This window comes from Fontivita pretiosa, from assembly GCF_050410795.1.
Taxonomy (GTDB): Bacteria; Planctomycetota; Phycisphaerae; order Tepidisphaerales; family Tepidisphaeraceae; genus Fontivita; species Fontivita pretiosa.
Genome location: NZ_CP191258.1, coordinates 4,344,144 through 4,370,624, shown reverse-complemented (window position 1 = coordinate 4,370,624; position 26,481 = coordinate 4,344,144). Strand labels below are relative to the sequence as shown.

Genomic DNA, 26,481 nt, shown 5'->3' with positions numbered 1-26,481 from the left:
AACCATGAGCACCGCCACACTCCGAGGATATCGCATCGCCGGACGAATGAGCGACAGGGACCTGACGCTCATCGACACGCAGTCGGCGTTCGCCGGCGCGATCCGCACGCTGTTTGCGCAGATCCGTCCCCGCCGCATCATCGAGACTGGAACGTATCTGGGCACCGGCACGACGACCATCATCGCCTCGGCCCTTCGAGAGCTGGGCATCGACGACGCCGAGTTCCTGTCGATCGAAGTCAATCCCAGACACCTGAACAAGGCCCGGGCGAATCTGGCCAGAGCAGGCCTGTCGGTGCAGTTGCTTCACGGCCTGTCGGTGCCGCGCCGTTTGCTGCCTTCGATCCAGCAGATCGAACGCGAGCTGGTCAAGACGGTGCTGGCCGACGGGTTGATCGTCGATCACGAAGAAGCCGACCGCGCCCGCCTCTACTACAACGAGACCAACTTCGAGGATTTGCCTGACGACCTGCTGGGCCAGGCGATCCGCCGCTTCGACGGCCGGCCGGATTTCGTGCTCCTGGACAGCGCCGGGCACATGGGCTTCATCGAATTCAGTTACCTGATCGAGCAGCTTCGCGGGCCGTGCCATGTCGCGCTGGACGATGTCCATCACGTCAAGCACTACCGCAGCTTCGAGATGATCAGGCGTGATCGGCGATTTGAAATCGTGGCCGCCCAGCAGGAGAAGTTCGGTTTCTGTATCGCGCGATTCGATCCGGCGCGGGAATCGAGGACCGATGCAGAGCCGTGTCCGGGCAGAACAGCTCAAGGAGCACAGCTCGAGGGATGTGAATCGCATGGCGAAGTGGTTTGATTGGCCCCGCAGCGAACCGGATTACCGCTGGCCGGCGAGGCTGGTCTCGCCGGGAATGGCGCCGCTGCGATGGCTTCTGGCGGCGGTATTTCACGTATCGCACGCGATCGGGCGGCTGGCGAGCCTCATCCTGCCCGCTCGCCACCACCAGCGCGTGCTGGTCATTCGCACCGATGGCCTGGGCGATGCCCTGCTTTTCGAGCCGGCACTGGAGAGCCTGGCGCGCACCGTCTCGCCTCGCGTGGTGCATCTGTGGGCGCCCAAGCTCACGTGCGAGCTGCTGGCCCGCTGCCCCACCATCGCCCGGCTCATGGTCATCCCGAGGGGATTCAAGCAGGGAAATCTGCTCTACTTCAAATCGATCTACTGGCGAGTGAAACTCGGCTTTCAGCTCGGACGCTGGACCTTCGAGCGGGTGATCTATCCGGCGGAAAGCCCCGAGCCGCTGGGCAACTGGCTTTTCGCCTCGGCGCGGACCTCGCAGCGCTGGCTGAACTATGGGGACACGATCAACCAGTTTGAGCATCAGCGGCAGCGGATGCACGAGATCGCCACGCGAATCATCGAGAACCGCCCGGGCAATGCGCATGAACTGCTGCGCAACGAGTATCTGGCGGCGCAATGGACCGGCCAGGCGCGGCTGCGGCTGCGAAAGCCCAAGCTGTACCTGAGCGAGCAGATCCTGGCGCGTGCCGAAGCGCGGATGGAAGCCTGGCAGGCCGCCGCGCGCAAGGCCCGCGCCGAAGAGATCGTCGGCGTGGTTCCATGCGGATCGATGCCGGTGAACACCTACCCGATCGATCGGTGGATCGTGGCGCTGAAGCGACTGTGGCGCGAGCATCGCGCCATGCCGCTGCTGCTCGGCGGGCCAGCAGATCTCATGCCCATCCACCAGCTCGAAAAAGCCCTTCTGGCCAGCGACGTGCCGTCGCTGCGGCTGGACCGCCCACTGCCCATCCTGGAGATCGCCGCCGTGATCGGCCAACTGGAGGCTTTGCTCAGTGTTGATACCGGCCTGGCGCACCTGGCGGTGGCGCAGCATGTGCCGACGGTGGTTCTGGTGGGTGGAGGCAATCCCCGGCGATTCTTCCCCTGGCCCGAGACGCCGCATCACCAGGTCCTGAATGTCCCCATGCCCTGCGAAGGGTGCAACAATCGCTGCACCCTGCCCCAGCCGCAGTGCATCACCGACATCGATCCCGTACAGATCGTTCTCGCCTGGGCCAGGCTCAGGAACCGACCCGTGCCTGTGGAGGTCTATGTCGCCCCTGCGCGACCCGGCAAGCTCCAGGCGACGGGCTGATGGTGGTACTGTCGGCCGCCCGACGTCATTCCTGTCTTGTGCGGATTTCCTGCTCACCAACCCCAGGCCGCTGCGGTTACAATCGCGCCGGCGCCTGCGCGCCAGCACGCGAGGAACGGCATGGCATCCGAAACGTTCAATTTCCAGGTCAACGGCAAGGCGGTGACGGTCACGACCGAACGCGACCGCTCGCTGCTGGAGGTGCTTCGCGAGGACCTGAAGCTCACCGGCACCAAGTACGGCTGCGGCGAGGGCGCCTGCGGCGCCTGCACCGTCCTGATCGACGGCGCCAAAACGCTCAGTTGCTCCACTATCGTCGCCGAAGCAGACGGGAAATCGATCACCACGATCGAAGGCCTGGCCAAAGGCCAGGTGCTGCACCCCGTGCAGCAGGCGTTTTTGGAGTGCGAAGGCTTCCAGTGCGGCTACTGCACGGCCGGCATGATCATGGGCACGGTCGCGCTGCTTGAGAAAACGCCCAATCCCACCGGCAGCGAAATCGAGCAGGCGATGAACGGGCACCTGTGCCGCTGCTGTTCGTATCCCAACATCCTCCGCTCGATTCGCCGCGCCATCGAGCTGACCGCGGGCAGGAGGGAGTGAACGCGATGACCGAAACAAGCTTGACTGCGACGGTGAACCAGTACGACGAGCCCGTCGAGACGGTCTGGTACAGCTTCGAGGTCGATGGCGTGACTCGCCGATGCTTCGTGCAGGCGCTGGCGGCGGGGCTGCTCATCACGACCGTAGCCTCCAGGATCCAGGCTCAGGAGCGTGCGCGAGAGGAATCGGGCGGGCGACGGCAGGGCGGCGGGCGCGAGGCGCCACAGCTCATCCTTGGCGCGCGGGTCCACATTGCCAAAGACGGGGCCATCACCGTCATGACCGGCAAGGTGGAAGGTGGACAGGGCGCGCGGGCGCAGCTCACGCAGGCAGCGGCGGAGGAACTGCGCATCCCGCCCCAGCGCGTGGCGCTGCTGATGGCCGACACGAGCCTGGTACCCGACGACGGCCCGACGGTCGGCAGCCGCACCACGCCCTCGACGCTGCCGGCGGTTCGCGCGGGCTGCGCGGCGGCGAGGAAGCTGCTGCTCGAGACGGCGGCCAAGCTGTGGAACGTCGCTCCCGACAACATCGCAGTGCGCGACGGCGCCGCCATCCACGAAGCGACGAACCGCTCGTTTACCTATGCGGATCTGGCCTCCTCCGAACAAGCCGTCGAGGCAATGAAGCAGCCCGTGCCCCGCGATATCGAGCTGACGGCGGTGCAGCAGTGGCAGGTGCTGGGCCAGTCGCTGCCCCGGCCAAATGGGCGCGACATCGTTACCGGCGCACATCGCTACCCGTCGGATCTGGTGCTCGACGGGATGCTGTATGGCAAGATCCTCCGCCCGCCCGGTTTCGGCGCCACGCTCAAGTCGATCGACCCTGGTCCGGCCAAGGCGATGCAGGGCGTTGTTGTCGTGCAGGACGGCTCGCTGGTGGGCGTGGCGGCGCCCACGACATATCAGGCGAAAAAGGCGCTGCGGGCAATGGCGGCGACAGCGCAGTGGCAGACCAGTGCGCATCCATCAAGCAGGGAAATCTACGCCTACCTGCGGGAAAAGGCCGCAGCCGCGCCGCCCAAGAATCCCTTCGATCAGGAGATCCGGTCCGCGGCCAGGGCGCTGCGGGCGACGTATCACGTGGCGTACATCCAGCACGTGCCGCTGGAGCCGCGGGCGGCGGTGGCGCAGTGGGACACCGACGGCGGACTGACGGTCTGGACGGCCAGCCAGCGACCGTTCGGCGTGCGCGATGAGTTGGCGCGGGCGTTTGGCATGTCGGCGGAGAAAGTGCGGGTGATCGTGCCGGATTTCGGCGGCGGCTTCGGAGGCAAACACACCGGCGAAGCCGCGGTCGAAGCGGCGCGGCTGGCCAGGGCCGCCGGCAAGCCCGTCGCCGTCCGCTGGACGCGCGAAGAGGAGTTCACCTGGGCGTATTTCCGTCCGGCGGCGGTGATCGACATCGAGGCGTCGCTGGACGCCTCGGGCAGGCTCACGAGCTGGTATTTCGTGAACCTCAACAGCGGGCCGGCGGCGATCGATACGCCCTACAACACCGGCCGCAAACGCACCGAGTTCGTGCGCTGCGATGCGCCGCTGCGGCATGGGTCGTACCGGGCGCTGGCGGCGACGGCGAACAACTTCGCGCGGGAGTGCTTCATGGATGAGCTTGCCGAAGCCGCCGGAAAGGATCCGCTGGAGTTTCGACTGGCGCACCTGGACAACGCGCGATTGCGAGCGGTGCTGGAAGAAGCCGCCAAACGATTCGACTGGGCGACGCAGCACGCGAAGCAGGAGCGCGACCAGGGACAAGGCGTGGTCAGTGGCGTGGGGCTGGCGTGCGGGATGGAGAAAGGATCGTACGTCGCAACCTGCGCGCAGGTCATGGTGGATCGGAGCCAGCAGACGATCCGCGTGAGCAGGGTCTGCACCGCCTTCGAGTGTGGCGCGATCACCAGCCCTGAGAATCTGCGCGCCCAGGTTCATGGCGCGATCATCCAGGGTCTGGGGCCTGCGCTGAGCGAAGCGATGGAATTCGAGGACGGGCGGGTCTTGAACGCGTCGCTGTGGAAGTACCAGGTGCCGCGGATCAAGGACCTGCCGGAGATGGAGATTCACCTGCTGAACCGCCCGGACCTGAACAGCGTCGGCGCCGGCGAGACCCCGCTGATCGGGCTGGCCCCGGCGATCGCCAACGCCGTGTACGATGCCACCAGCCAGCGCATCAGGCAGATGCCGATTCGGCTGGCGGGTTCTTCGGTCACGCCGTTCGGGGATGCCCCAAGTCACTGACTTCCGACTTTTCCGATTCCACCGCTGTTGCGGTTTAAGCCGGATTTAACGGGGGCAAATGCATCACCGTTGCACGCGATGTTGCCTCCTGGCCGATGAAGCTGTGGTATCTTGAAGGATGCCACGGGCTGGCAGGAGGGAACTGGAAGAATGGGCGAAGTTGCACCGCGGGTGAGCATCGGCATGCCGGTGCGCAACGGGCAGAAGTACATTCGTGAGGCGATCGAATCGATCCTGTCGCAGACATTCAGCGACTTTGAGCTGATCATCTGCGACAACGCCTCGACGGACTCGACCGAGCAGATCTGCCGCGAGTACGCTGCCCGAGACGCGCGCATCCGCTACTTTCGCAATCCAACGAATATCGGCCCGGCGGAAAACTACAATCGTTGTTTCAGGCTTTCCCGCGGACAGTATTTCCGCTGGCACGCCCATGACGACATGATCGCGCCGCAGTACCTCCAGAAGTGCATCCAGGTGCTGGACGCCGATCCCAGCGTTGTGCTCGTGCATACGCGGACGCTGATCGTCGATGAGCACGGCGCGCCGCTGGATGAATACCGCTTCCACATCGAGACGGACGATGCTCGCGCGACCCGGCGTTTCTCGCAGCTCGTGCACGTCAACCACCGCAAACACCGGGCGGTGGAGATTTTCGGCCTGATGCGCAGCGACGCGCTGCGGCGGACCCCGCTCCAGGGCGCCTACGCCCGGGGCGACAGCGTGCTGCTGGTCCGACTGGCGCTGCTGGGGCGATTCGTCGAGCTGCCGGATTGTCTGTTCCTGTCGCGCAGCCACCCGACCCAGTCGATGCAGACGCTGCCGAGCAACATTCGCGCCGGGCGAAGCCGGCTGTCGCGCTGGCTGGGCACCGGACCGCTGCCCCCCCCGGAGTGGTGGGACGCATCGCGGAAGGGCAAGGCCAATTTCCCGGAATGGAACCTGCTGCGACAGTACTGGGTGTCGATCGGGCGTTCGCCACTGCACGCTTCGCAGAAGGCTTCATGCTACGCTTCGATGCTCAAGTGGCTGGCGTGCAACAGTCCGAAGCTGGCGCGGGACGTGGTGTTCGCGACGGAAAACCTTTCCACGCGGGCGATGGACCGGGTGATCTCGCTGTTGCCGGCGGCGCGATCGACCGCCTCGTCGCCGGCCGCTGGCGACGGCGGCGGCCCGGACTCGCCGGCCAGTCCTGAGCTGACCCCACCCAAACGCCACGCCGCGTAGGACACCGTAAGGGTTGATTGAGCCGCTCTTGCTTGCCTGTTGCCGCACGGGCAGTTCCGATACGCGGCCCCGCAGGCGGTCCTCCACGCCCGCTTCGACCACAGCCGAGACTCGATCTCATTTGCGCTTTGCGCTTGAAACCGGGGGAAGAACCGTGAACACTATAAGAAGACCAAGGCGTCCTCTGTAGTGATGCAGGGGGATCCGATGCCTGGTTCATTGACAACAGGCCCAAGGCTCGAGTGAGGCCGCGGCCGGCGTCGGCTGCGCTCCGGCGGGCGCAGCGGATCCGGGGCTCTGCCCGGGGCAGCCGGGTCATCGGTCTGGACATGAGGGAAGGTCTCATGCGACGGACAAGCACGAACAAGGCTGACCAGAGCGAATCGGCGGCGGCTGATGGCAGTGCCGAGGGCGCTGCGGGCGACTGCCGGCCTGAGCACGCGTCGTCGAGCGGGGGTTTTATTAATCCATCCATTTGTGATTATTTTCACAAGTCGCCGGAGACCTCCCCTTCCTCGGCACGGCCCGACCCACCGACCCAGCCGACACTCCCGACCACAACCACTGCCCCCCTGCCGGCGCGACGCGATGTGCTCAAGTTCGTCGGGCTGCTCACCGCCGGAAGCGCGGCGCTGGCCAGCCGCTCGGCGCTCGCGGAGGCGTCGGGGCATGGCCACAGCAGCGGACCCGCCGATCCGATGGGCGTGCTGGTCGATCTGTCCAACTGCGTCGGCTGCCGCCTGTGCGAACACGCCTGCAAAAAAGCCAATGGCATCGATCCGGGGCCGCTGGAATCTTACGACGATCCATCCGTGTTCCGCAGCATGCGCCGACCGTCGCCCAACGAGCTGACGGTCGTCAACGCCTGGCCGCTGAACAGCACAAATCCGGCGTCACCCGTCGAGCATCAGCTTGACCGCGCGTCGGATTCTGCCCGGCAGCCTGCTCGTTCTGCACTGGGGTTTGTCTACGCCAAGATCAACTGCATGCACTGCAATCACGCGGCGTGCGTGTCGGCGTGCATCGTCGGGGCGTTGCGAAAGCAGCCGGATGGCGCCGTCACCTATGATGCGTGGAAGTGCATCGGCTGCCGGTACTGCATGATCGCCTGCCCGTTTCAGTTGCCGGCCTACAGCTATGAAGAAGTGCTGACTCCGGAGGTGCGCAAGTGCCAGTTCTGCCATCACCGCACAACGCAGGGCAAGCTGCCGGCGTGTGTGGAGGCCTGCCCGCGCAATGCCCTGCTGTATGGCAGGCGACGCGAGCTGATCGCCCTGGCACACCAGCGGATCGAAAAAACTCCCGGTCGATACGTCGATCACGTGTATGGCGAACATGAAGTCGGGGGAACGTCGTGGATGTACCTTTCGCCGGTGCCCTTCGAGCAGGCCGGTTTCCTGAAACTGGGCCCCGCGGCGCCGCCGGCGTTGACGGAGGCGATCCAGCATGGGGTGTTCAAGTACTGGATCGCGCCTATCGGCTGGTACAGCTTCCTGTCGGGGATGATGTGGTGGACGGGGCGCAGGGCACGATGCGCCAAGTCTGCGGCCGAAGCTCACAAGCCTCCAGCCCGCGATCAGGCGAATGACCGCAGAGAAGGTGATGCAACAACAGCGGGGCTGAGAAGCCTGCGGCACAGAAATCGCAGCTCTGCGTTCGCGCGCGATTCCGGTAAAGGAAGCAACCCCGATGGCAGCGACGATGGACCAGCAGTTGCCGTGCTCGACGTGCCGGAATCGGAGTTGTCGTCAGACGATGTTGGCGGGCATGAAGAGCGCCCTGGAGGACACTGCACCCACCACGACCATGCGGCTCCGATCAACCATCCGCTGAATACGCCGGGGGTCTGGGTGCTGGCGATCCTCGTGCTTACAGGTGTCGGCTTCGGGCTGTATCGCTTCTTTGTCGGCCTGGGCGCTTCGACCAACCTGGATCAACAGCACCCCTGGGGGCTGTGGATTGCGATGGACGTCGGAAGCGGCATTGCGCTTGCGGGCGGGGGATTCGTCACCGCGGCGCTGGTCCACATCTTCCATCGCGAGCATTACCACTCGATTGCGCGATCCGCGCTGCTTACCGCGCTGCTCGGCTACACCTTCTACGTCCCGGGCCTGCTGGCGGATCTGGGTCGGTGGTACAACATCTGGCATCCCATTCTGCCCAGCATGTGGCAGGGCAACTCGGTGCTGTTCGAGGTCGGCATCTGCGTGATGCTCTATCTGAATGTGCAGTATGCCGAATTAACTCCGATCATTTGCCAGCGCCTGCTCGCCGAAGCCTGGGTCCAGCGTCGTCCGTGGCTGCATCGGCTGATCAAGTTCATCCACGACCAGCTTGAGCTGGTGATGCCGGCGTTGCTGGTGCTCGGCGTGACGCTCTCGACATTTCATCAGTCGTCGCTGGGCAATCTGATGGTCATCGCCCCCTACAAGCTGCATGAGCTGTGGTGGACGCCCATCTCGCCGATCCTGTTCCTCTGGTCGGCGATGATGGTCGGTTTCCCGATGGTCATCTTCACGATTCTGTTCGCGTCCTGGTCACTGAACCGGCGGCCCGAGATGCACGTGCTGTCACCGCTGGCCATGTACGTGCCGTTCTTCCTGGCCATATACCTGGTGATGAAGGTCGCCGACGTAATCTGGCGCGGCGCCTGGGCCGATCTGGTTCATCTGAACACACAGGGCGCGCTGTGGCTGACGGAAATGACGCTCGGAGTGGCGATCCCGCTGGTTCTGTTGCTGATCCCGAAAGTGCGGCGAACTCCCGGACTGCTCGCCGCGGCGGTCTTCTGCGTGATTGTGGGCGTGGTGTTGAACCGCCTGAACGTGTTCGTGCTGGGCTACCAGCCGCCATTCGCGAGCAAGACCTACATTCCGTCCATTACCGAGTTTGCCGTTTCCACCGGTCTGGTCGCCGCGCTGTTGCTGACCTACCGCGTGGGCGTAACTTACCTGCCGATCCTTGAGCCGCGGCCTGCCGAGGTGCGTCCATGAACCAGGCCTTGGTGAGCTGCCTGCTGATCCTGTGCCTGGGCGCCGCGCCGGCGACGATGCCCTGCGCCACCCAGATCGGCGCCACAACCCGCGACGACACGCTGCACGGCCCGGATGTGGTCATCCTGCGCGAACTGGTGGCGCTGTATCAACCCGTGCCCTTTGACCACAAGACGCATGCTCAGATGGCCGAGATGTGGGATGGCTGCGTAACCTGCCATCACCGCACGCCCGAGCCGCCCGGCACTCAGCCCGCGGGCGGGGAAGCGCAACCGGCCCTGAAGACCCAGGAGCAGGCGGCCAGATTCCCGGCGTGCAAGTCATGCCACGAGATCAATCTGCAATCCGCCGACATCCATATGCCCTCGCTCAAGGGCGCCTACCACCGCCAGTGCCTCAACTGCCATCGCGAGTGGGCCAATGAGAACAGTTGCACGGTCTGCCACGAGCCAATCGAGGGCGTGGCCGTCTACGCCAGCACAGCCCCCGCGCCCAGGCCGGACGATATCGTCGGTCGCATGCACCCGCCGATCCCGGAGCCGGACGTGAAGAACTATCGCGCCCGCTTCACGCCCGCCGTCGGCGCCAATGTCATCTTCCGGCACAAGGAACATTCAACCCGATACGGGCTGAAGTGCGTCAACTGCCATCGCCGTGACAACTGCGCGAGCTGTCACAGCGCCGCGCCGCAGGCCAGCGGACCGGTCCTGCTTCATCCGGGTCGCACCTGGGCACAAACCCACGAACCGTGCGTCTCGTGCCATCGGCAGGATCGTTGCAGAACCTGTCATTACGGCGAGGGCCAATCGCCTCCCCCGCCATTTGAACACCGACTCACCGGGCAGTTGCTTGATGAGAACCACGCAACCCTCTCGTGTGCACAATGTCACATACGGGTCAAGGCGGAGACGGTGTTGACTTGCGGCGGCAGCGAGTGCCACGACCCGGCCCGGCAGATCGCCTTTCCCAAAGACCGTCCCGGCCCGCTGCTGCCCAAGGCTGCGCCTTCGACGGCGCCGTCCACCCGCCCGACCGTCGTTGTCGCCGAGGAAGCGCCAGGAGTCCTGGTCAAGCGAGTTCGCCGCAGCACGGCTCCATCGCCTGAGAATCAGCACGCGCCATGAAGCAGCCGGCCGCAGCCATCCTCATCGTCTGGAGCCTCCTGAGCCTGGAGGTCTGTGTTGGCGCCACGACGCGTCCGAGCGGCGTCATCGAGCCTAAAGACTGCGTCAGCAGCCAGTGTCACGCGAACATCAAGGCCTCGAAGCTGCTGCACGGACCTGTCGCCGCCGACGCCTGCGACGCCTGCCACCAGCTTGTGGATCCGGCGACACACAAGTTCGGGCTGTGGCGTGAGCAGGCCGAGCTGTGCACCTATTGTCACGAATTCGATGTGGCGGACATGCCGGTGGTTCACAAGCCGGTCCGCGGCGGGCAGTGTCTGGGCTGTCACGATCCTCACGGCAGCGCCCGGCGGAGCATGACGCGCGAGGATTCGATGCAGGCGTTGTGTTACCGCTGTCACGAGCGAATCGCTGAGGATCGCAAGTTTCTCCACCGCCCGGTGAGCCTGGGGCAGTGCGATTCCTGTCATCCGCCACACGCGGCGCGGTTCCCCAAGCTCCTGGACGCAGTCAGCACCGACCTGTGCCTGGCCTGCCACAGCGACTTTGAAACCGACCTTTCGCGTGTTCGGTTCGGGCACAAGGCTCTGGAGCAGGGCTGCGAAAAGTGCCACGATCCCCACGGCTCGGACTTTCCCGCCCAGACGCTGCAACCATCGCCCCAGCTCTGTCAGCAATGTCACGAGAAGGTGCGGAATCAGATCGAGCGGGCGACGGTGAAACACTCGGTGGTCAGCAAGGACCGGGCATGCCTGACCTGCCACACGCCGCACGGAGCCGATGTGCCGCGGCTGATGGTCGATCAACCCATCGTGGTGTGCATGAACTGTCACAAGCAGGACATCCGCATCGACCGCAAGACGGTGATTCCAGCGGTCCGGGAACTGACCGACCCGGGAATGCACCGACACGGAGCGATCAAGGACGGCCAGTGCAGCGGATGCCACGCCGCGCACGGCTCGGATCAGCCGGCGCTTCTGACTCGAGTCTATCGCACGACGTTCTATCAGCCATTTTCCGTGGCCAACTACGAGCTGTGCTTCGCCTGCCATGATCAGCGGCTGGTACAACAGGAGAATGCCGGAACCATCACAGGTTTTCGAAACGGCGATCGGAACCTGCACTGGGTGCATGTGAAGGAAGGGCAGCGCGGACGAGCCTGCGCAGTCTGCCACACCACCCATGCCAGCCCCAACGAACGTAACATCCGTCAAACGACCCCGTTGAAGATCTGGAACATGCCGCTGCGGTTCCGCAAGACCGAAACCGGCGGAAGCTGCGCGCCGGGATGCCACGGGCCGTGGGGATACGATCGGGTCAATCCCCTGCCCTCGCCGACGTCCAGACCCGCCACCCAGCCGGCGCCCCGCGCCATTGCCCGCGCCGCGGCCGAGGGACCGGCCATCGTCTCGCTCAAGGCCACCAGTCTGGATGGATCGACGGTGCAGGTGCCGGATTCGTCTGGACCGACGGTTCTGCTGTTCGTCGGCAGCGATGTCGCCGAGCACCGCCGACTCGTCGCCGCCGTCGAGCGTGCCCTGACCGACGAACCCCATCGCGCCCAGGTGGTGTTGATCGTCTGTGGACCTGATGCGCAGGCGGCGGCGAATCAACTGGCGCAGGCCACGCCCCGGCACTGGCCGATCATCGCGGATTCGGCGGCAAAGATCTGCGGCGAATTGCAGATCCACGGCTGGCCGATGGGATTGGTGCTCCAGAGCGACGGCACGGAGATCGCGCGGATTGGCGGTGCGCCCGAATCGTTCGTGCTCAAACTCCGACCCTACCTGGACCTGGCCAGCGGCAGGATCGATGCGACTGCGCTGGCCAAACAACTGGCCAGCACCCGCACCGTCGGGAGCACGCGATCCAGGGCGTCGCGCGAGCTGCGCCTGGCCGAGCAACTGCTGGACGCCGGCCGCGCCGCCGAAGCCCTGCCCCTGCTGACCGAGTCGCTCAAATCCGACCCGGATTCCGTGCCGCTGCGGGTGATGCTGATTCGTGCCTTGGCGCGAGCCGGACGCGGTGCCGATGCCATCGCCCAGCTCAGCAGGCTGCCCGCCGACGCCTTGCCGCCCGGACAGGCGGAGCTGCTCCGCGCCGAAGCCTACATCGCCATGGACCGCTGGGCCGACGCCAAGGCCGCCGCCACGCGGGCTTCGGAGCTGGCGCCCGATTCGCCCCAGGCGCATTTGCTGCTCGGACGGATTTACGAAAACGAGCGCGACTGGCAGAACGCGGCGATCCACTACCGTGCCGCCGCGATCAAGGCCAATCGATAAGGCACGCAGCCCGTCCTCTATGTTGGAGCTGTCCTGCAGGGTGGAGCGGTCCTGAAGTCAATTTTAACGATAAAGCAGAAATGCTGTTGACTAAACCGTTCTTCTCACGATAAATTTGAGCTTAGTCATTTCATGTTCGGCACGTTGCTCCAAGCCGCAGATCCACCCTTTGCGGAGGCTTTATGTGTAAACGCGCCCGCCGCCGATTGTCGGCGTTTACCCTGGTCGAGTTGCTCGTGGTCATTGGCGTGGTGGCCGTGCTGATCGGCATGATCCTGCCGGCGCTGAACAAAGCGCGCGCCGCGGCGGCGAAGGCGGCGTGCCTCAGCAATCAGCGGCAACTCATGGGCGCGATCCACATCTACGCCAATCAGTACAGGGGTGGCATCCCGCAGCCGGTCACTGGCGCCAACGCCTCCGGCAGCCACATCGTCTTCGCCCGGCACGTGATCGGAGCGCGGCGTGGCGATGACAACGGCTGGTTCAACCTCGGATTGCTCTTCTCCCGCAACTTCTTCAAGGACCCCCGTGGGTTCTACTGCCCGGCCCAGACCGACGAGAACTTCATGTACCCCAAGGGCTGGGAACGGCCGTACAACGATCCGAACTTCAAGTACATCGGCTACTCGTATCGACTGTCCAACGACCCCAAACCCGGATGGATCACCACTCAGGAGGTACAGGAACTGCTGAAGCTGAAAGTCGGGCGATTCAAGGGAATCAAGGCACTTTCCAGTGATATCATCGGCCCGCGCGGCACCAGAAGCCATTGGCCGCACACGCAACCCTACGGAGTGTGCGTGGGCTACTCCGACGGCCACGCCGAGTTCGTCTACACCTCCAAGCGCGAATACGACATCGCGTTGAAACTGCCGCCGTTGAGCAATTCGGCGGCGGTGGATGGGTTCCAGTTCCACATGTTCAAGGCGTTCGACACCAAGGATTTCACTAAGGTCCGCGAGTTGTTCTCGCAGTACTACTGATGAGTCAGCCGGGCGCAGCCACGGGGCAGGACAAGCACGGCTCGCTTCGGCGATCACAACAACAGCACAGAGATGACACCATGGGAATACGCGACTCGATGAATCAGCATCCGAAAGTGACGGCCGCAGTGGTGGGGATAATCCTCCTGGCGGCGCTGGGAGTATTGATCGCGCAGCTACTCTCGTCCGACACGGGGATGGCGGCGCCTGAGGGGGGTTCAGAGCCCAAAGCGTGGTACACGGTCGATGACGGCAAGACATTCTTTGCCGACAGCGCGCTCAAGATCCCGCCGTTTGAACACGAAGGCAAGATCGCCTACCGCTGCCAGGTCTGGACGTACGACGGAGGCAAGACGAAGTTTGTTTCACACCTGGAGCGGTATCCCGAAGCGGTCAAGAAGAAGCTGGAGTCGATGGATCGGAAGGATCCGGGGGCGGTGTTCGAATTGCGGATGATCGAGGTGAAGCGGCCGGGGACCGGGGACAATGGATGGGTGAGCATTGATTCGCCCGCCGCCGCGCAAATCATGACGCCGCAGGTGCCGCCGGGCAAGGAAGCCGACTTGCAGCTTGTTCCGGCGGGTTGATTTTGCCTCGGCATTTTAAAGATAATCCGCGAATTTCTATTGACACCGGATTTGTTTTTAAGATAAAATCGTCCTAGAGCAGTTCTCAAAGAATCTACAACTTCAGTGCCCCACGGGAGCGTCCATGCGCAGGCGAACCGGTTTCACGTTGGTTGAGTTGCTCGTCGTCATCGGGGTTATTGCGGTGCTCATCAGCATTCTGCTACCCAGCCTCAACAAGGCTCGCGCCGCAGCCATCCGCACCCAGTGCATGAGCAATCAGCGTCAACTGCTCCAGGGGCTGGAGATGTACAGGGCCAACTCCCGGGGCAAGATGCCGGTCTACATTCCAGGTGGCAACCTGGCGGGCAGCTCGATCGTCCGCTTTGACAAGAGCGATCATGACAACTTCAGCCGGCAGACGCCATTTCCCAACGGCCGTGGCGGTACGACCGGCGACGGATGGGCCAACCTCGGATGGCTGGTGTACGGCAAATACGTCAAGGACGGCCGAATCTTCTACTGCCCAAGCAGCACCTACTTCGTCTACGAGAATTGGGAAGGCGAGTGGAAGTCGGCTTGGAACTCCAGCTCATATGGGCGGATCTGGAGTGGATACCTCTATCGCATCGGCGGACACGGGTCGGTTGGCAGTCTGGGATCGCAATACTCAAAGGATCAAGCCGACGAGCGCGAGTTCATCGAGAAGGCCGTCGCCGGGAAGATCAAAAAGGGCGTGAGGTCTTTGACGACCGAGATGTTTGGTTACAACCCCTACGTTCCAGCCAACTGGCCACATCAGCGGCCCTACGGGATGGTCGTCGGCTGGACCGATGGCCACGTAACCTACTGTGTGATGGATCGAAAAGACTGGTTCATCATCGGGGGATACAAGCAGCTCGGAGATCCTGACAAGCACATGCTGATGCTCTTCCGGTGGGCATTCGATGAGGACAACCTCCAGAAGGTGCGGAACGCGCTGGGGATTAAGTAGACTTCAGCGACCACGTCCGGCACCGCGCGGGGCGTGCTGGCCATATGGCGAAAACACAAGGGCTTTGGGCGTTGTGGTCGGGTTCAGCGGCGGTCACATGGATCACCTGCCTCTGATCGATAGAGCAATGTGCAGTGAAGGTGCGCGCCGGCGGGCCTTGGCGAATCTTCCCGAGGGCGATCAAGGGGTTCTGAGCACGGAAGGACATCTGCGATGCTGCTGATCGCGCAGACGAATTTCACCTGGTTCGATGCGGTGGTGGTGTTGGCGTATCTGGCGATGCTGGTCGGCATCGGGGCGCACTTCTCGCGGAAACAAAAAGGGCTGGAATCGTTCTTCCTGGCCGGGCGGGGCATGAGCTGGCTGCCCATCGGGCTGTCGCTGATGGCGGCGCTGAACAGCGGCATCGACTACATCGGCGGCCCGTCGAGCGTGCTCAAGTACAGCCTGATCTTCACCGTCGGCGTGTTCTCGTGGCTGTTTTTGTATCCGTGGGTGGCCTACGTGTCGCTGCCGTTCTACCGAAGGCTACAGACCGTCAGCGCGTACGAATACCTGGAGCGGCGGTTCAACGTGGCGGTGCGAACTCTGGCGGCGTGCATCTTCCTGCTGTGGCGCGTCGGGTGGATGGGCACGGCCCTGTACGTGCCGTGTCTGGCGATCGAAACAATCACCGGCGGCGCGCTCAAGGCCATCCCCCTGATCATCACCCTGGGCGCTGTGGTAACCCTGTACACGATGCTCGGCGGCATCCAGGCGGTCATCTGGACCGACATCATCCAGTTCTGCATCATGCTCACGGGCGTGGCGGTGGCGTGCGGCGTGATCCTCTGGAACGTGGACGGTGGGCTGGCGGCGGTCTGGCGCCTGGGCATGGACGCCGGAAAAATCGACTTCTACTACGAACTGCCCATCCCTGAAGGTGCTTCGCTGTGGGATAAGTTCCTGCTGTACATGGGCGAGCCCAAGGCCATGTCCGCCATTCTGATCACCACCATCTGCGGCCGAATGGCCGGCTACACCAGCGACCAGGTCATGGTCCAGCGATTCCAGACCACCAAGAGCCTGAAGGATTCGCGACAGGCCTTCATCATCAACGCCTGCGGCGACGCGATCTGGACACTGGGTCTGGCTTTCGTCGGGCTGGCGCTGTTCGCCTTCTATCAAACCCACCAGCTTCCACAGGAAATTGCCAGCAACACCGACCGGATCTTCCCGCACTTCATGGCGACGGTCTTTCCCACCGGGCTGATCGGACTGGTGGTGGCGGCGATCCTGGCGGCGTCACTGTCGAGCATCGACTCGGCGATCAACTCCTGCACCTCGGTCATCGTGGTGGATTTCTACAACCGACTGTACCTGGGCCGGCAGGTGGCGCTGCCCAGCAAGCCCGCGGCCACTCTGGCCAAGCACCACGAAACCGAGACTGAAGAGTCGCAGCAGGCGTTGCGTCATGCAGCGGCCCGCGCCGACCGAGAGAACCGCCAGCAACTGTTCGTCTCCCGCATCGCCACCCTCTGCTTCGGATGTGTGGGGATTCTTATCGCCGCCAACGTCAGCCGTATCGGCATCGTCCTGGAGATCGGCGCCAAAGTGATCCAGACGTTTACCGGGCCGATCCTGGGGATCTACATCCTTGGGATGTTCACCCGGCGGACGAGCAGCGCGGGGGTGCTGGCGGGCGGCCTGATCGGCACCGCAGCGGCGCTGTTCATCGCCTTCGGGCAAAAATCGGTCTTCGGCAGCGAGATCATCACGTTCATCTGGCCGACGGTGTTCGGTCTGGTGGGAACGCTGATCGGCGGATACGTGATGTCGATGATCCTGCCCGGTCGCGCGACGGAACAGCAGAAGCAGTTGACGTGGCGGAACGTGATGCGTCAGGCATTGCCGATCGAGGACGGGCATGGTCAGCCGGCCGCGCCCGCCACCGCGCCTGCGGCGGCGCGGGTGTGACGATGCGATCGCGGCAAGGCAGGCACCGCTCCGCTCAGCGCGCACGCTGACGCGCGATGCCCACCCAACCAAGGCGGAGGATCAGCAGATGAGCCGGCCCCATCGCCGGGGCTCGTGGACCTGTTGTTTACCTGTGGCGTGGATCGTCGCGGGCGTCGTGATCGCCACGGGCCTGTTCGTACGTCCGGCAGGCGCGATCGAGCACGACCGCCCCGCCGGCGAACCTTACCAACTGGCCGGCAGGCGAATCGTGTTCACAACCTGGTATTTCGTACGGCCGGGCGCGCCGGAGTGGATCGACGCTAAGACCGGCGGGCCTTTCGCCCCCGGCGTGAAGGTCGGGCCGCACGACGCGAAGATGCTCTACCACGAGGCGCCGCTGGGCGTGCGACTGGAGGCGCAGCCGGCGCAGCGCCTCGGGCCGATCATCCCGCGCGACAAGCCCTGGGAACAGATGGGACTGAGCATCGGCACGATCGTTCGGGATGGCGAAAAGTTCCGCGCATGGGGCAACTGCCAGGACGCGCAAGGCGCCGGCTACACGTGTTATCTGGAATCCAGGGACGGCAGGACGTGGGAGAAGCCCCCCCTTGGCCTGGTGGAGTACGACGGTAGCCGGGCGAATAACCTGATCCCCTACCCCGTCGGCACCGTGTTCATCGACCCCATTGCCCCGCCCCAGCAGCGTTTCAAGGCCGTCAAGCACAGCCACTTCGATCCGGAGAAACTCGAGGAGTACAAGAAGCGCAAGCCGTACTCGGTAATGGCGACCGAGAAAGGCTCGGGGTGGTTCGGCGACTGCATCGTTGGCGCGGTTTCACCGGATGGATTGAACTGGACGGAGTTGCCTGAGCCGATCAGCATCGAGCCGAGCGACACGCAGGTGGTGGCCGGGTATGACGCGAGACTGAAGAAATACGTGATGTTCACGCGGAGCCATTCGGTCGGCCCGCGAGCTGAAGGCCAGCCGCTGCCGTCGCGCGACATCAAGGGACACAACTGGCTGCCGCGTCGCGCGATTGGTCGCAGCGAATCGGAACATTTCGAGCAGTTTCCGCTGTCGCAGGTGATCGTCGAGGCCGGCAGCGACATGCCCCCCGCCGACACGTATTACTCCAACGCCTACACGACCATCCCCGGGGCGCCGGATCATTACCTGATGTTTCCGGCGATCTATCACCAGCTCTCGGACACGACGAGCATCGAGCTTCAGGCCAGCTATGACGGCGAGCTGTGGCATCGCGCGCCCGGCTCGCCGGTGCTGAAGACGACACAGTTCGGCCAGTGGGACGGCGGTTGCGTGTTCACGCGCCCGAACATGATCGAGCTGCCGGATGGAAGCTGGGCAGTGCCGTACACGGGGTATCTGTATCCACACAAATATCCGCGAACGGCCTGGGCGTACGATACGGGTTTTGCGGTCTGGCCGAAGGGTCGGCTGATGGCGATCGTGGCCGACGGGCAGGGGCAGTTCAGCACGCCGCTTTTCCTGCCGCCGGGCAAGACCCTGAAGATCAACGCCGTCACCGAGCGCGCCGGGAGCATCCTGGTTGAAGTGGCCGGCCCCGACAACCAGCCCCTGCCCGGACGAAGCTTCGCCGACGCGCAGCCGATCATTGGCGATCAATGCCTCACGACGGTCACGTGGAAGAACGAGGCAAACGACCTGGGCGTCGAGCCGGGCAAGCCGATCATGCTCCGCTTCAGGCTGGACAAGGCCAGGATCTACGGATTGGAGTTCGAATGAACACGACACTGACTGGAATCGCGCAGGCACACAGCCGCGAAGGCAGGAACGACCGACGGAACTCGCCTCGGCTTGCTGTTGGCGTTTCTGTTCCCCTGTGCTTCGGAGCCTCAGTTCTGGCGATGATCGTTATGTTTGTCATCGCAGCACGAACGGCTTGCGCCGCCGACCCCCCGCTGACCACGATCAAGCTGCGCAGCGGCGAGGCGCAACTGTTCATCGATGACTACCTGATCAGCCAGCAGAAGGATTTGAAGCGCACGCTGCACCAGCCGAAGAAGGACAACGGCGGCAACGAGCCGGTGATCGCGCTGGAGGATGAGTTCGGCGAACACAAGGCGACGCTGGAGGCCAACGGAACCATCGTCTACGACCCCCGGCTCAAGAAATGGGTGATGATCGCGCTGTCGTTCTGTTCGAGCTGGCCGGGGCCCAGTGCCGATCGGATACGGCTGTATCGCTTCACATCGCCGGACGCGATCAACTGGATCAAAGGGGATGATGGCAAGCCGCAGCGGATCGAGATCGACCTGTACGATCCGGTTTCCAAGACCAGCGCGACCAACGTGGACCTGTGGTCGTTCACGTATGACGAAAAGGATCCGCAGTATCCGTACAAGGGCTGGCTGCACTTCGCCAACTGGGAGGGCAATCGCGAGGGGCAGTACTACATGTACTCGGCCGACGGGATCAAGTGGAACCGCGGGCCACACGTGATGGTCTCGGGCAGCCGCACGATCGAACAGGACGGTCGGCGGCTCAACGGCAGCGGCGATGTGACGACGTTTTATCACGACAAGCGGGAGAACCGTTTTCTGGCGTGCATCCGGTTTGCGTCGGTGGAAAACGTGGAAAACGAAAACCGTCTGCGTTCGCGGGGGTTTCTCTTCGTCGATCGGTTGGATCAGCCGGTGAATCTGAACCGGCTTCAGCGGCTGGACCTGGTTCCGACGGCCAACGAGCGTAATGGCGACATGCCGTGGGATGAATACTACTCCTCGACGGCCTGGCGATACGAGTCGATGTGGCTGGGCGGGTTGCGGGTGTGGCACGGTGGCGGGGACTATCCATATTCGGCCAATGGCTGCGCGTTCATGAAGCTGGTGTGCAGTCGCGACGGGCTGCACTGGCACAAGGTGCCGTTCGCCAACGACGACGGCATCCCCGAAGTCTGGGTCCCCAATGGCAAGGAAGGCGGCAACGACGCGCGCAACGACGGCGGATACATGACCGAGTTTTCCAATCCGCCGATTCGCATCGGCGACGAGCTGATCTACTACTACGGCTCCAGCTCATGGGGCAAGAACCATCCCAGGCACTACCGGGTAAGCGGCGGCGGGATCTTCCGCGCGCGGCTGCGGCCGGATGGGTTCGTTTCCGTCAATGGCGGGACGCTGACCACCAGGCCGCTGTCGTTCGACGGCCGCGAAATGTACATCAACGGCGTCGGCCCGATAGAGGTAGAAGTACTGAACGTCGCGGGCAACCAGGCGCTGGGCAAGGCGACGGTGCAGGGGGATTCGCTGAAGCACAAAGTCGCGTTCGAAGGCGGCAAATCGCTGCGCGACATCGCACCTGATGGAACCATGCGACTGCGTTTTACCGTTCCGCACGGAGGCAGGCTCTATTCGTTCACAATCGATCCTCCCATGCAGGTTTCCTCTGTGGGGCAGTGAAAATGCAGAACACAATCGGCCGATTGTCGGTGCTGGTCGTCGCGCTGTTTGCGTTGCTGCGCGCGGCGACAGACACCGCGCAGGCGCAGATGGTGATGAAAACCGAGACGTTTGACAGCGATCCGGGATGGGACGGGCGCAACAACCGCGCCACCACCCCGCCGCCCGCCACCGTCACGCAGAACTTCGGGTACAGCTTCACCAGCAACGCCGGAGGTCCCGCCGGAGAGATCGGCGGATTCATCACGCCTTGCGGCGAGCCGGCTTACTACGCCCAGTCCATCCCCGTCGCCACGCTGGATCAGCCGCTGAGCGCCTCGGGCACGCTGAAGGTCGCAGCAGGCGGCGGAAACACGCTGCTGGGGTTTTTCAACAGCAACACGATCAACGAGTGGCGAGCGGCCAATTCGCTGGCGCTGCGAATCTACGGACGCGACGACTACTTTTACGCCTACGGCGAATACGGCACGTCGAAGTGGCGAGCCGGCGCCAAGGCAGTGGGTCCGGGCGGCAGCGAGTACTTGTTTAACAGCTCGGCGGTGTACAACTGGGCACTGAGCTACGACCCCAACGCCAATGGCGGCGGCGGGGCCATCTCCGCCTCGATCGGCAGCATCACGACTGTCTTCAACCTCGATCCCGGGCACAAGCTTGATGGCGCGACGTTCAATCGCTTCGGTCTGCTCAATGTGGTCAAGAGCTACGACGGCCCGGGGCGGCTGTGGGTGGATAATCTTTCAATCAACGGCGGCGCGACGCAGACGTTCTCCAGCAACCCCGGCTACGACAGCCTGCGCAACCGCACCACCTACACCAGCACGAATGTGCGACCGCGGTTTGATTTCGGTTACAGCCCCAACACGAACTTTGCCGGCGGCGCGGGAACAGGCGAGATGGGCGGGCACACGTTCCGCGGGGACTCGCGGCCGGACTTCCAGGGGCTGCGGATGGCATACTACGGAGACCGGCTTCAGCAGACGCTGGACCTTACCACGCCGCTGAAGGCGTCGGGGAAAGTGGCGTTTGTCCGCGGTGTAACTGACAGCACGACGCTGATCGGGTTCTTCCATTCGACCGGCAGCGTCCGCGACAGCACCAACGACAATCCCACCCCCGAAAACTTCATGGGCGCCGCGATCGAAGGACCCAGCGCTGAAGGATTCTTCTTCTACCCGGCCTATGGGATCGACCAGGAGGGACAAAGCCCTCTGGTTCGTGGGGACAATCCGCCCTACATCTATCCCGATAGCACATCGCACAATTTCGAGATCGAGTACGACCCGCAGGGCAACGGAGGCGGCGGGCGGCTGACCGTCAGCCTCGACGGCCAGGAAGTCTTCATGGACCTGCTTCCCGGTCACAAGGCGATTGGCGCCAGCTTCGATCGGTTCGGGATCATCACGACGCATCGCGACGGCAACGGGCAGACGATTTACTTCGATGACCTGATGTACACGGTGGCGATCCCGGAGCCGACGATGATCGGTGCACTGGCGGCGGGTGTGTTTGCCGCCGCGATGCTGCGGCAGCGGCGTAACCAACAGACAAACCAGAGCAACTCATGAAACCTTTCTGGCGAACGTTGATTGCGGGTGTGGTGTGCGCGGTATTCGTTGGCGGCAATCCGGCCTGGCTGGGCGCCGCTGCCCGCACGAAAACGGAGACCTTCGACCGCGATCCCAAATGGGACGGACACAACAACCGCCCCACCGTCGAGCCGCGCACGGTGCGGCAGGATTTCGGCTACAGCCGCACCTCCCACGCTGGCGGCAAGCCGGGAGAGATTGGCGGGTTCATCTCACCGGCGGGAGAGCCGGCGTATTACGCCCTGCCGATCCCCACCGCGACCTTCGACACCAAACTCAGCGCATCCGGCACGTTCGCCTGCCCCGATGGGCAGTACCACATCCTGGTCGGCTTTTTCAATGCCGACACGATCAACGAATGGCGAACGCCGAACACGATCGTGCTGCGATTGAACGGTCGAGGCGATCGGTTTCTGGCGTATCTGGAGTATCTGACCAGCAAGTGGCGGATCGGGTCGATCGGCGGACACGGATTCAAGGGCGTGGCGGTGCCCAAGGAAGGCGAGGTGGAATCGGCGGGCTTCCGCTGCGGCGGCGTGGTGCACACCTGGTCACTGGAGTACGACCCCGCAGCAAACGACGGGAAGGGAGTCATCAAGGCGACCATCGACGACTACACCTCGGTGTGCGAGATCGACCCGGCCTATCGCGCCGACGGCGCCACCTTCAATCGTTTCGGGATCCTGAACGTGATCAAGAGCGCCGATACGGGCGGAGAAGTGTGGTTCGACAACATCACAGTCAATGGCAAGAGCTTCACCTTCGACCAGGACCCCAAGTGGGAAGGTCGCAACAACCGCAGGACGTATCAGACGCAGATGGTCCGCCCGCGGTTTGATTTCGGCTATAGCCCACGTACCAACATCGCCGGCGGCAAGCGGCCGGGGGAGATGGGCGGGCTGATCTTCCGCGGAGACTGCCGGTATCCGGATCGGATGGCGTACTACGGCGACCGGATCGGTCCGATCACGCTGGACAAGCCATTTCGCGCCTCGGGCAAGGTGGCGTTCACGCGCGGCGTCAGCGACAGCGGCGCTACGATCGGATTCTTCAATTCCAAAACGAGCATGGAAGTGAGCGACCGGCAGGATTCGGGCATGCCCAAGAGCACCGTGGGCGTGACCATCGAAGGCCCGAGCAGCGAGGGGTTTTTCTTCTATCCCTGCTATCGCGTGAATGGTGACGGGCAAGGCTCGGCTGGCCGGGCGCAACCCCCGCTTCAGATTTATCCCAACGGCAAGTCGCACGACTGGAGCCTGGAATACGATCCCGACGGCGCCGACGGTCGTGGGAGGATCACGGTCACGCTTGATGGCAGGAGCGTGACGTGCGACCTGGCCGAGGGGCATAAGCAGATCGGCGCCACGTTCGACCGGTTCGGGATTATCACGAGCTGGATCGACGGCAACGCAACCAACGTTTACTTCGACGACCTGACCTACACCGTTTCGCAGTGAAAACCAGGGAGCAGCCCGATGCGGAATCGCAAAACTGATGGGTTCGCGGCGATGATTGTGGCGGCCACGATGCTGGCGGCGCTTGTGCCGGCGACGGCGCAGAAGACCAGGACCGAGACCTTCGACAACGATCCCGGCTGGGAAGGGGTGAACAACCGCTCGGCGCGGAAGCTGGAGCCGGTGACGGTCAAGCAGGACTTCGGGTACAGCCGGACGAACAACGCCGGCGGCAAGGCGCCGGGGGAGATCGGCGGATACATCGAGCAGGCAGGCGAGGCGGCGTTCTATGGCAAGCGGATCGAGGCAAAGACGCTAAACGAGCCGCTGAGCGCATCGGGCGTGTTTGCCGCCGCCGATGGGGCGTTCCACGTTCAGCTCGGCTTCTTCAACGCCCGGACGACCAACGAGTGGCGCACGCCCAACACGCTGGGTCTGCGCATTCAGGGTCGTGGGGATCATCTGTACGTGTTTGCGGATTACTGCACGTCGAAGTGGCGTGCCGGGGGGCAGTTGTTCACCGACGACATCGAGAACCGTACTTCCAGCCGGGCCAAGCCGATCGAGTTTGCCAGCGGCGGCAAGACGCACAAATGGTCGATCAAGTATGACCCGGAGGCCAACGGCGGGCGCGGGGCGATTATCGCGACCTTCGACGACAAGACCGCCGTATGCGACCTGGACTCCGGTCACAAGGAGGACGGCGCCAGGTTCACGCATTTCGGCATCATGAACGTCATGAAGAGCTACGACCGCGGCACGCAGTTCTGGGTGGACGATCTGACGATCAACGGTCAGACCGAAACGTTCGACGAGGATCCGAAATGGGAAGGCCACCGGAATCGCGCGACGTGGCAGTCGCGGATCGTTCGCCCGTGGTTCGATTTCGGCTACAGCCCGACGCATTTTGCCGGCGGGAAGAATCAGGGCGAAATGGGCGGGCAGATTTTCCGCGGCGATTGCCGCTATCCGGAGCGGATGGCGTGTTATGGGGATCGCATCGGCCCGCTCACCCTCGACAAGCCTTTCAAGGCATCGGGCAAGATCGCGTTCAGGCGCGGTGTGACCGACAGCACAACCTGCTTCGGATTCTACAACTCAACCGCGAGCATGCGTTCCAATCCATCGCAGGACAACGCGATCGGCGAGTGTGTTGTGGGGATCCACATAGAAGGCCCCAGCAGCGAAGGATTCTGCTTCTATCCGGTGTACCGTGGCAAGGGAGCAGTCAGCGGCTCGGGCAATCCGCGGCAATTCCCGCACATCTACCCCGATGGCGCGAGCCACGACTGGAGCCTGGAGTACGACCCGGACGGCGCCGGCGGCAACGGGCAGATTACCGTCAGGCTCGATGGCCAATCGCGCACGATCGACCTGGTGGCGGGGTTCAAGACCAGCGGGGCGACGTTCGACCGTTTCGGGATCATCACCACGTGGATCGACGGCAACAGCCAGGACGTGTACTGGGATGACCTGACGTACACGGTGAGTCAATGATTCGGACGCTGTTGGCGTGTGTGCTGGTGGCGTGGGCGGGATCGCTCGAAGCGCAGAGCCTGCTCCAGCAGCGCACTGCAAGCTTCGATCGCGACCCGAACTGGGAGTCGCTGAACAACCGGCTCGCCAGACCGGTGACGATCCGCCAGGACTTTGGCTACCGCGACGGGAAGATCGGCGGGGTGATCACCATCGCTGGCGAGCCGGCTTACTACGCGATGAAGATCACGCCGCGAACGCTGGAAGACACGCTGAGGGCTTCGGGAAGACTTCTGTGCCGGAAGGGCACGGGGCAGGCGATGATCGGCTTCTTCAACGCCTCCACCGCCAACGCCTGGCGAACGCGAAACAGCGTGGCACTGCGGATCATGGGCCGGGGCGAAACGTTCTTTGCCTATGAAGAATACATGACGCAGCGGTGGCGTGCCGGCTCCAGCCACTTCACCTCGAACCAGAAGACGGAGCACATCGGCTTCGCGACGGATCTCGAGCACAAGTGGTCATTCACCTACGACCCGGGCGGCAACGGCGGCGGCGGAACGATCACCGCGACCATCGACGGGCACACCACCGTTACCCATCTTGATCCGGGCCACAAATCCGATGGCGCGGTTTTCGACCGTTTTGGAGTCTTCAATGTGATGAAACACGACGACGATCCGCTGGAAATCTGGATTGATCGACTGACGATCAATGGCCAGACGGTGGATTTGGCGAAGGACCCGGGCTGGGAGGCGTTTCAGAATCGCCGCAAGTACCAGAGCCGCGATGACCGCCCGTACAGCGATTACGGCTACAGCAACACGAACTTTGCCGGGGGCAAAGCGCCAGGAGAGATCGGGGGGCTGATTTTTCGCGGGGACATTCGGCTGCCGGATGGGGTGAACTACTACGCTGATCGGCTTGAGGTGCTGACGCTGGAAAGGCCGCTGCGGGCGTCGGGGAAGATCATTTACCGCCGGGGCGTGCAGGACAGTTCCACGTTGATCGGTTTCTTCAACGTGCCGAAGAGCACGACGATCGATCCCAACTTGCCCAGGTCGCCGCGGAGCTGGATCGACTACCTGCCCAGGTGCTTTTTCGGCGTCGCGATCAAGGGGCCGACGCGCGAAGGATACTTCTTCCATCCGACGTATCGGCTGGACGGTGACACCGGCGGCGGCAACCCCGGCAACGCAATCCCCAACTGCCCCCGCCTGAATCCCGACGACAGGCCCCATGACTGGAGCCTGGAGTACTTGCCCGACGGGGCCGATGGTCGCGGGCGCATCATCGTGACGCTCGACGGGCAGTCGGCAACGATGGACCTGCCCGAGGGACACAAGACTGCGGGCGTGAGGTTCAATCGCTTCGGGATCATCTCCAACTGGGTCGATGGCAACGGGCAGGTCGTGTATCTCGACGACCTGACCTACACGGCCAAGCAGGAGTGAACAGCA

18 protein-coding genes are annotated in these 26,481 nt (G+C 63.7%); all 18 read left to right on the top strand.

The features are described from left to right. The first annotated feature begins 4 nt into the window (after positions 1–4). The 18 genes from ACQS5P_RS17705 (at position 5) to ACQS5P_RS17620 (ending at position 26,475) form a co-directional block, all read left to right on the top strand. The gene (locus tag ACQS5P_RS17705) at positions 5–817 is read left to right on the top strand and encodes a hypothetical protein (protein WP_428937950.1); all 813 of its coding nucleotides are present in this window, start codon (positions 5–7) and stop codon (positions 815–817) included. Further along, a complete protein-coding gene (locus ACQS5P_RS17700; RefSeq protein ID WP_428937949.1) occupies positions 801–2,120 on the top strand; it encodes a glycosyltransferase family 9 protein in 1,320 nt (439 codons plus the stop codon). Before ACQS5P_RS17705 ends, ACQS5P_RS17700 begins: the two co-directional genes overlap by 17 nt. Before the next feature lie 120 nt (positions 2,121–2,240). Further along, the gene (locus ACQS5P_RS17695) at positions 2,241–2,723 is read left to right on the top strand and encodes a (2Fe-2S)-binding protein (protein ID WP_428937948.1); all 483 of its coding nucleotides are present in this window, start codon (positions 2,241–2,243) and stop codon (positions 2,721–2,723) included. A 5-nt stretch (positions 2,724–2,728) separates the two neighbouring features. After that, a complete protein-coding gene (locus ACQS5P_RS17690) occupies positions 2,729–4,957 on the top strand; it encodes a molybdopterin cofactor-binding domain-containing protein (RefSeq protein ID WP_428937947.1) in 2,229 nt (742 codons plus the stop codon). Positions 4,958–5,107: 150 nt separating this feature from the next. Continuing rightward, positions 5,108–6,184, top strand: coding sequence for a glycosyltransferase family 2 protein (locus tag ACQS5P_RS17685; protein WP_428937946.1), 1,077 nt, complete (start codon positions 5,108–5,110; stop codon positions 6,182–6,184). A gap of 344 nt (positions 6,185–6,528) precedes the next feature. Then, positions 6,529–9,177 (top strand): 4Fe-4S dicluster domain-containing protein, encoded by a 2,649-nt coding sequence (locus tag ACQS5P_RS17680; RefSeq protein WP_428937945.1) that lies wholly within the window; start codon positions 6,529–6,531, stop codon positions 9,175–9,177. After that, on the top strand, positions 9,174–10,301 hold the full coding sequence (locus ACQS5P_RS17675; RefSeq protein WP_428937944.1) for a cytochrome c3 family protein: 1,128 nt from the start codon (positions 9,174–9,176) through the stop codon (positions 10,299–10,301). The genes ACQS5P_RS17680 and ACQS5P_RS17675 overlap by 4 nt, the downstream gene beginning before the upstream one ends. Then, positions 10,298–12,583, top strand: coding sequence for a cytochrome c3 family protein (locus tag ACQS5P_RS17670; protein WP_428937943.1), 2,286 nt, complete (start codon positions 10,298–10,300; stop codon positions 12,581–12,583). Before ACQS5P_RS17675 ends, ACQS5P_RS17670 begins: the two co-directional genes overlap by 4 nt. Before the next feature lie 182 nt (positions 12,584–12,765). After that, entirely contained in the window at positions 12,766–13,566 is an 801-nt protein-coding gene (locus ACQS5P_RS17665) for a type II secretion system protein (RefSeq protein ID WP_428937942.1), read from the top strand. Between the two features lie 80 nt (positions 13,567–13,646). After that, positions 13,647–14,153 (top strand): hypothetical protein, encoded by a 507-nt coding sequence (locus ACQS5P_RS17660; protein ID WP_428937941.1) that lies wholly within the window; start codon positions 13,647–13,649, stop codon positions 14,151–14,153. 124 nt (positions 14,154–14,277) lie between these two features. Then, positions 14,278–15,126 carry a type II secretion system protein gene (locus ACQS5P_RS17655; RefSeq protein ID WP_428937940.1) on the top strand — a complete coding sequence of 283 codons (849 nt, stop codon included), beginning with the start codon at positions 14,278–14,280 and terminating at the stop codon, positions 15,124–15,126. Positions 15,127–15,339: 213 nt separating this feature from the next. Then, the gene (locus ACQS5P_RS17650) at positions 15,340–17,082 is read left to right on the top strand and encodes a sodium:solute symporter family transporter (RefSeq protein WP_428937939.1); all 1,743 of its coding nucleotides are present in this window, start codon (positions 15,340–15,342) and stop codon (positions 17,080–17,082) included. A gap of 88 nt (positions 17,083–17,170) precedes the next feature. Then, positions 17,171–18,829, top strand: coding sequence for a hypothetical protein (locus ACQS5P_RS17645; RefSeq protein ID WP_428937938.1), 1,659 nt, complete (start codon positions 17,171–17,173; stop codon positions 18,827–18,829). A 131-nt stretch (positions 18,830–18,960) separates the two neighbouring features. Next, positions 18,961–20,505, top strand: a complete 1,545-nt coding sequence (locus ACQS5P_RS17640) for a hypothetical protein (protein ID WP_428937937.1) — start codon at positions 18,961–18,963, stop codon at positions 20,503–20,505. A 2-nt stretch (positions 20,506–20,507) separates the two neighbouring features. After that, complete coding sequence (locus ACQS5P_RS17635) at positions 20,508–22,070, top strand: hypothetical protein (RefSeq protein ID WP_428937936.1); 1,563 nt, start codon at positions 20,508–20,510, stop codon at positions 22,068–22,070. Continuing rightward, positions 22,067–23,548, top strand: coding sequence for a hypothetical protein (locus ACQS5P_RS17630; protein ID WP_428937935.1), 1,482 nt, complete (start codon positions 22,067–22,069; stop codon positions 23,546–23,548). The genes ACQS5P_RS17635 and ACQS5P_RS17630 overlap by 4 nt, the downstream gene beginning before the upstream one ends. An 18-nt stretch (positions 23,549–23,566) precedes the next feature. After that, on the top strand, positions 23,567–25,042 hold the full coding sequence (locus ACQS5P_RS17625; RefSeq protein WP_428937934.1) for a hypothetical protein: 1,476 nt from the start codon (positions 23,567–23,569) through the stop codon (positions 25,040–25,042). Continuing rightward, positions 25,039–26,475 (top strand): hypothetical protein, encoded by a 1,437-nt coding sequence (locus ACQS5P_RS17620; protein ID WP_428937933.1) that lies wholly within the window; start codon positions 25,039–25,041, stop codon positions 26,473–26,475. Before ACQS5P_RS17625 ends, ACQS5P_RS17620 begins: the two co-directional genes overlap by 4 nt. Positions 26,476–26,481 lie beyond the last annotated feature (6 nt).

Excerpts from the sequence above, each read along its gene's own strand:
- ACQS5P_RS17655 (WP_428937940.1), top strand. The coding sequence starts at position 14,278 with ATGCGCAGGCGAACCGGTTTCACGTTGGTTGAGTTGCTCGTCGTCATC.
- ACQS5P_RS17670 (WP_428937943.1), top strand. The coding sequence starts at position 10,298 with ATGAAGCAGCCGGCCGCAGCCATCCTCATCGTCTGGAGCCTCCTGAGC.
- ACQS5P_RS17685 (WP_428937946.1), top strand. The coding sequence starts at position 5,108 with ATGGGCGAAGTTGCACCGCGGGTGAGCATCGGCATGCCGGTGCGCAAC.
- ACQS5P_RS17650 (WP_428937939.1), top strand. The coding sequence starts at position 15,340 with ATGCTGCTGATCGCGCAGACGAATTTCACCTGGTTCGATGCGGTGGTG.
- ACQS5P_RS17660 (WP_428937941.1), top strand. The coding sequence starts at position 13,647 with ATGGGAATACGCGACTCGATGAATCAGCATCCGAAAGTGACGGCCGCA.
- ACQS5P_RS17700 (WP_428937949.1), top strand. The coding sequence starts at position 801 with ATGGCGAAGTGGTTTGATTGGCCCCGCAGCGAACCGGATTACCGCTGG.
- ACQS5P_RS17645 (WP_428937938.1), top strand. The coding sequence starts at position 17,171 with ATGAGCCGGCCCCATCGCCGGGGCTCGTGGACCTGTTGTTTACCTGTG.
- ACQS5P_RS17675 (WP_428937944.1), top strand. The coding sequence starts at position 9,174 with ATGAACCAGGCCTTGGTGAGCTGCCTGCTGATCCTGTGCCTGGGCGCC.
- ACQS5P_RS17620 (WP_428937933.1), top strand. The coding sequence starts at position 25,039 with ATGATTCGGACGCTGTTGGCGTGTGTGCTGGTGGCGTGGGCGGGATCG.
- ACQS5P_RS17630 (WP_428937935.1), top strand. The coding sequence starts at position 22,067 with ATGAAACCTTTCTGGCGAACGTTGATTGCGGGTGTGGTGTGCGCGGTA.
- ACQS5P_RS17635 (WP_428937936.1), top strand. The coding sequence starts at position 20,508 with ATGCAGAACACAATCGGCCGATTGTCGGTGCTGGTCGTCGCGCTGTTT.
- ACQS5P_RS17680 (WP_428937945.1), top strand. The coding sequence starts at position 6,529 with ATGCGACGGACAAGCACGAACAAGGCTGACCAGAGCGAATCGGCGGCG.
- ACQS5P_RS17705 (WP_428937950.1), top strand. The coding sequence starts at position 5 with ATGAGCACCGCCACACTCCGAGGATATCGCATCGCCGGACGAATGAGC.
- ACQS5P_RS17695 (WP_428937948.1), top strand. The coding sequence starts at position 2,241 with ATGGCATCCGAAACGTTCAATTTCCAGGTCAACGGCAAGGCGGTGACG.
- ACQS5P_RS17665 (WP_428937942.1), top strand. The coding sequence starts at position 12,766 with ATGTGTAAACGCGCCCGCCGCCGATTGTCGGCGTTTACCCTGGTCGAG.
- ACQS5P_RS17625 (WP_428937934.1), top strand. The coding sequence starts at position 23,567 with ATGCGGAATCGCAAAACTGATGGGTTCGCGGCGATGATTGTGGCGGCC.
- ACQS5P_RS17690 (WP_428937947.1), top strand. The coding sequence starts at position 2,729 with ATGACCGAAACAAGCTTGACTGCGACGGTGAACCAGTACGACGAGCCC.
- ACQS5P_RS17640 (WP_428937937.1), top strand. The coding sequence starts at position 18,961 with ATGTTTGTCATCGCAGCACGAACGGCTTGCGCCGCCGACCCCCCGCTG.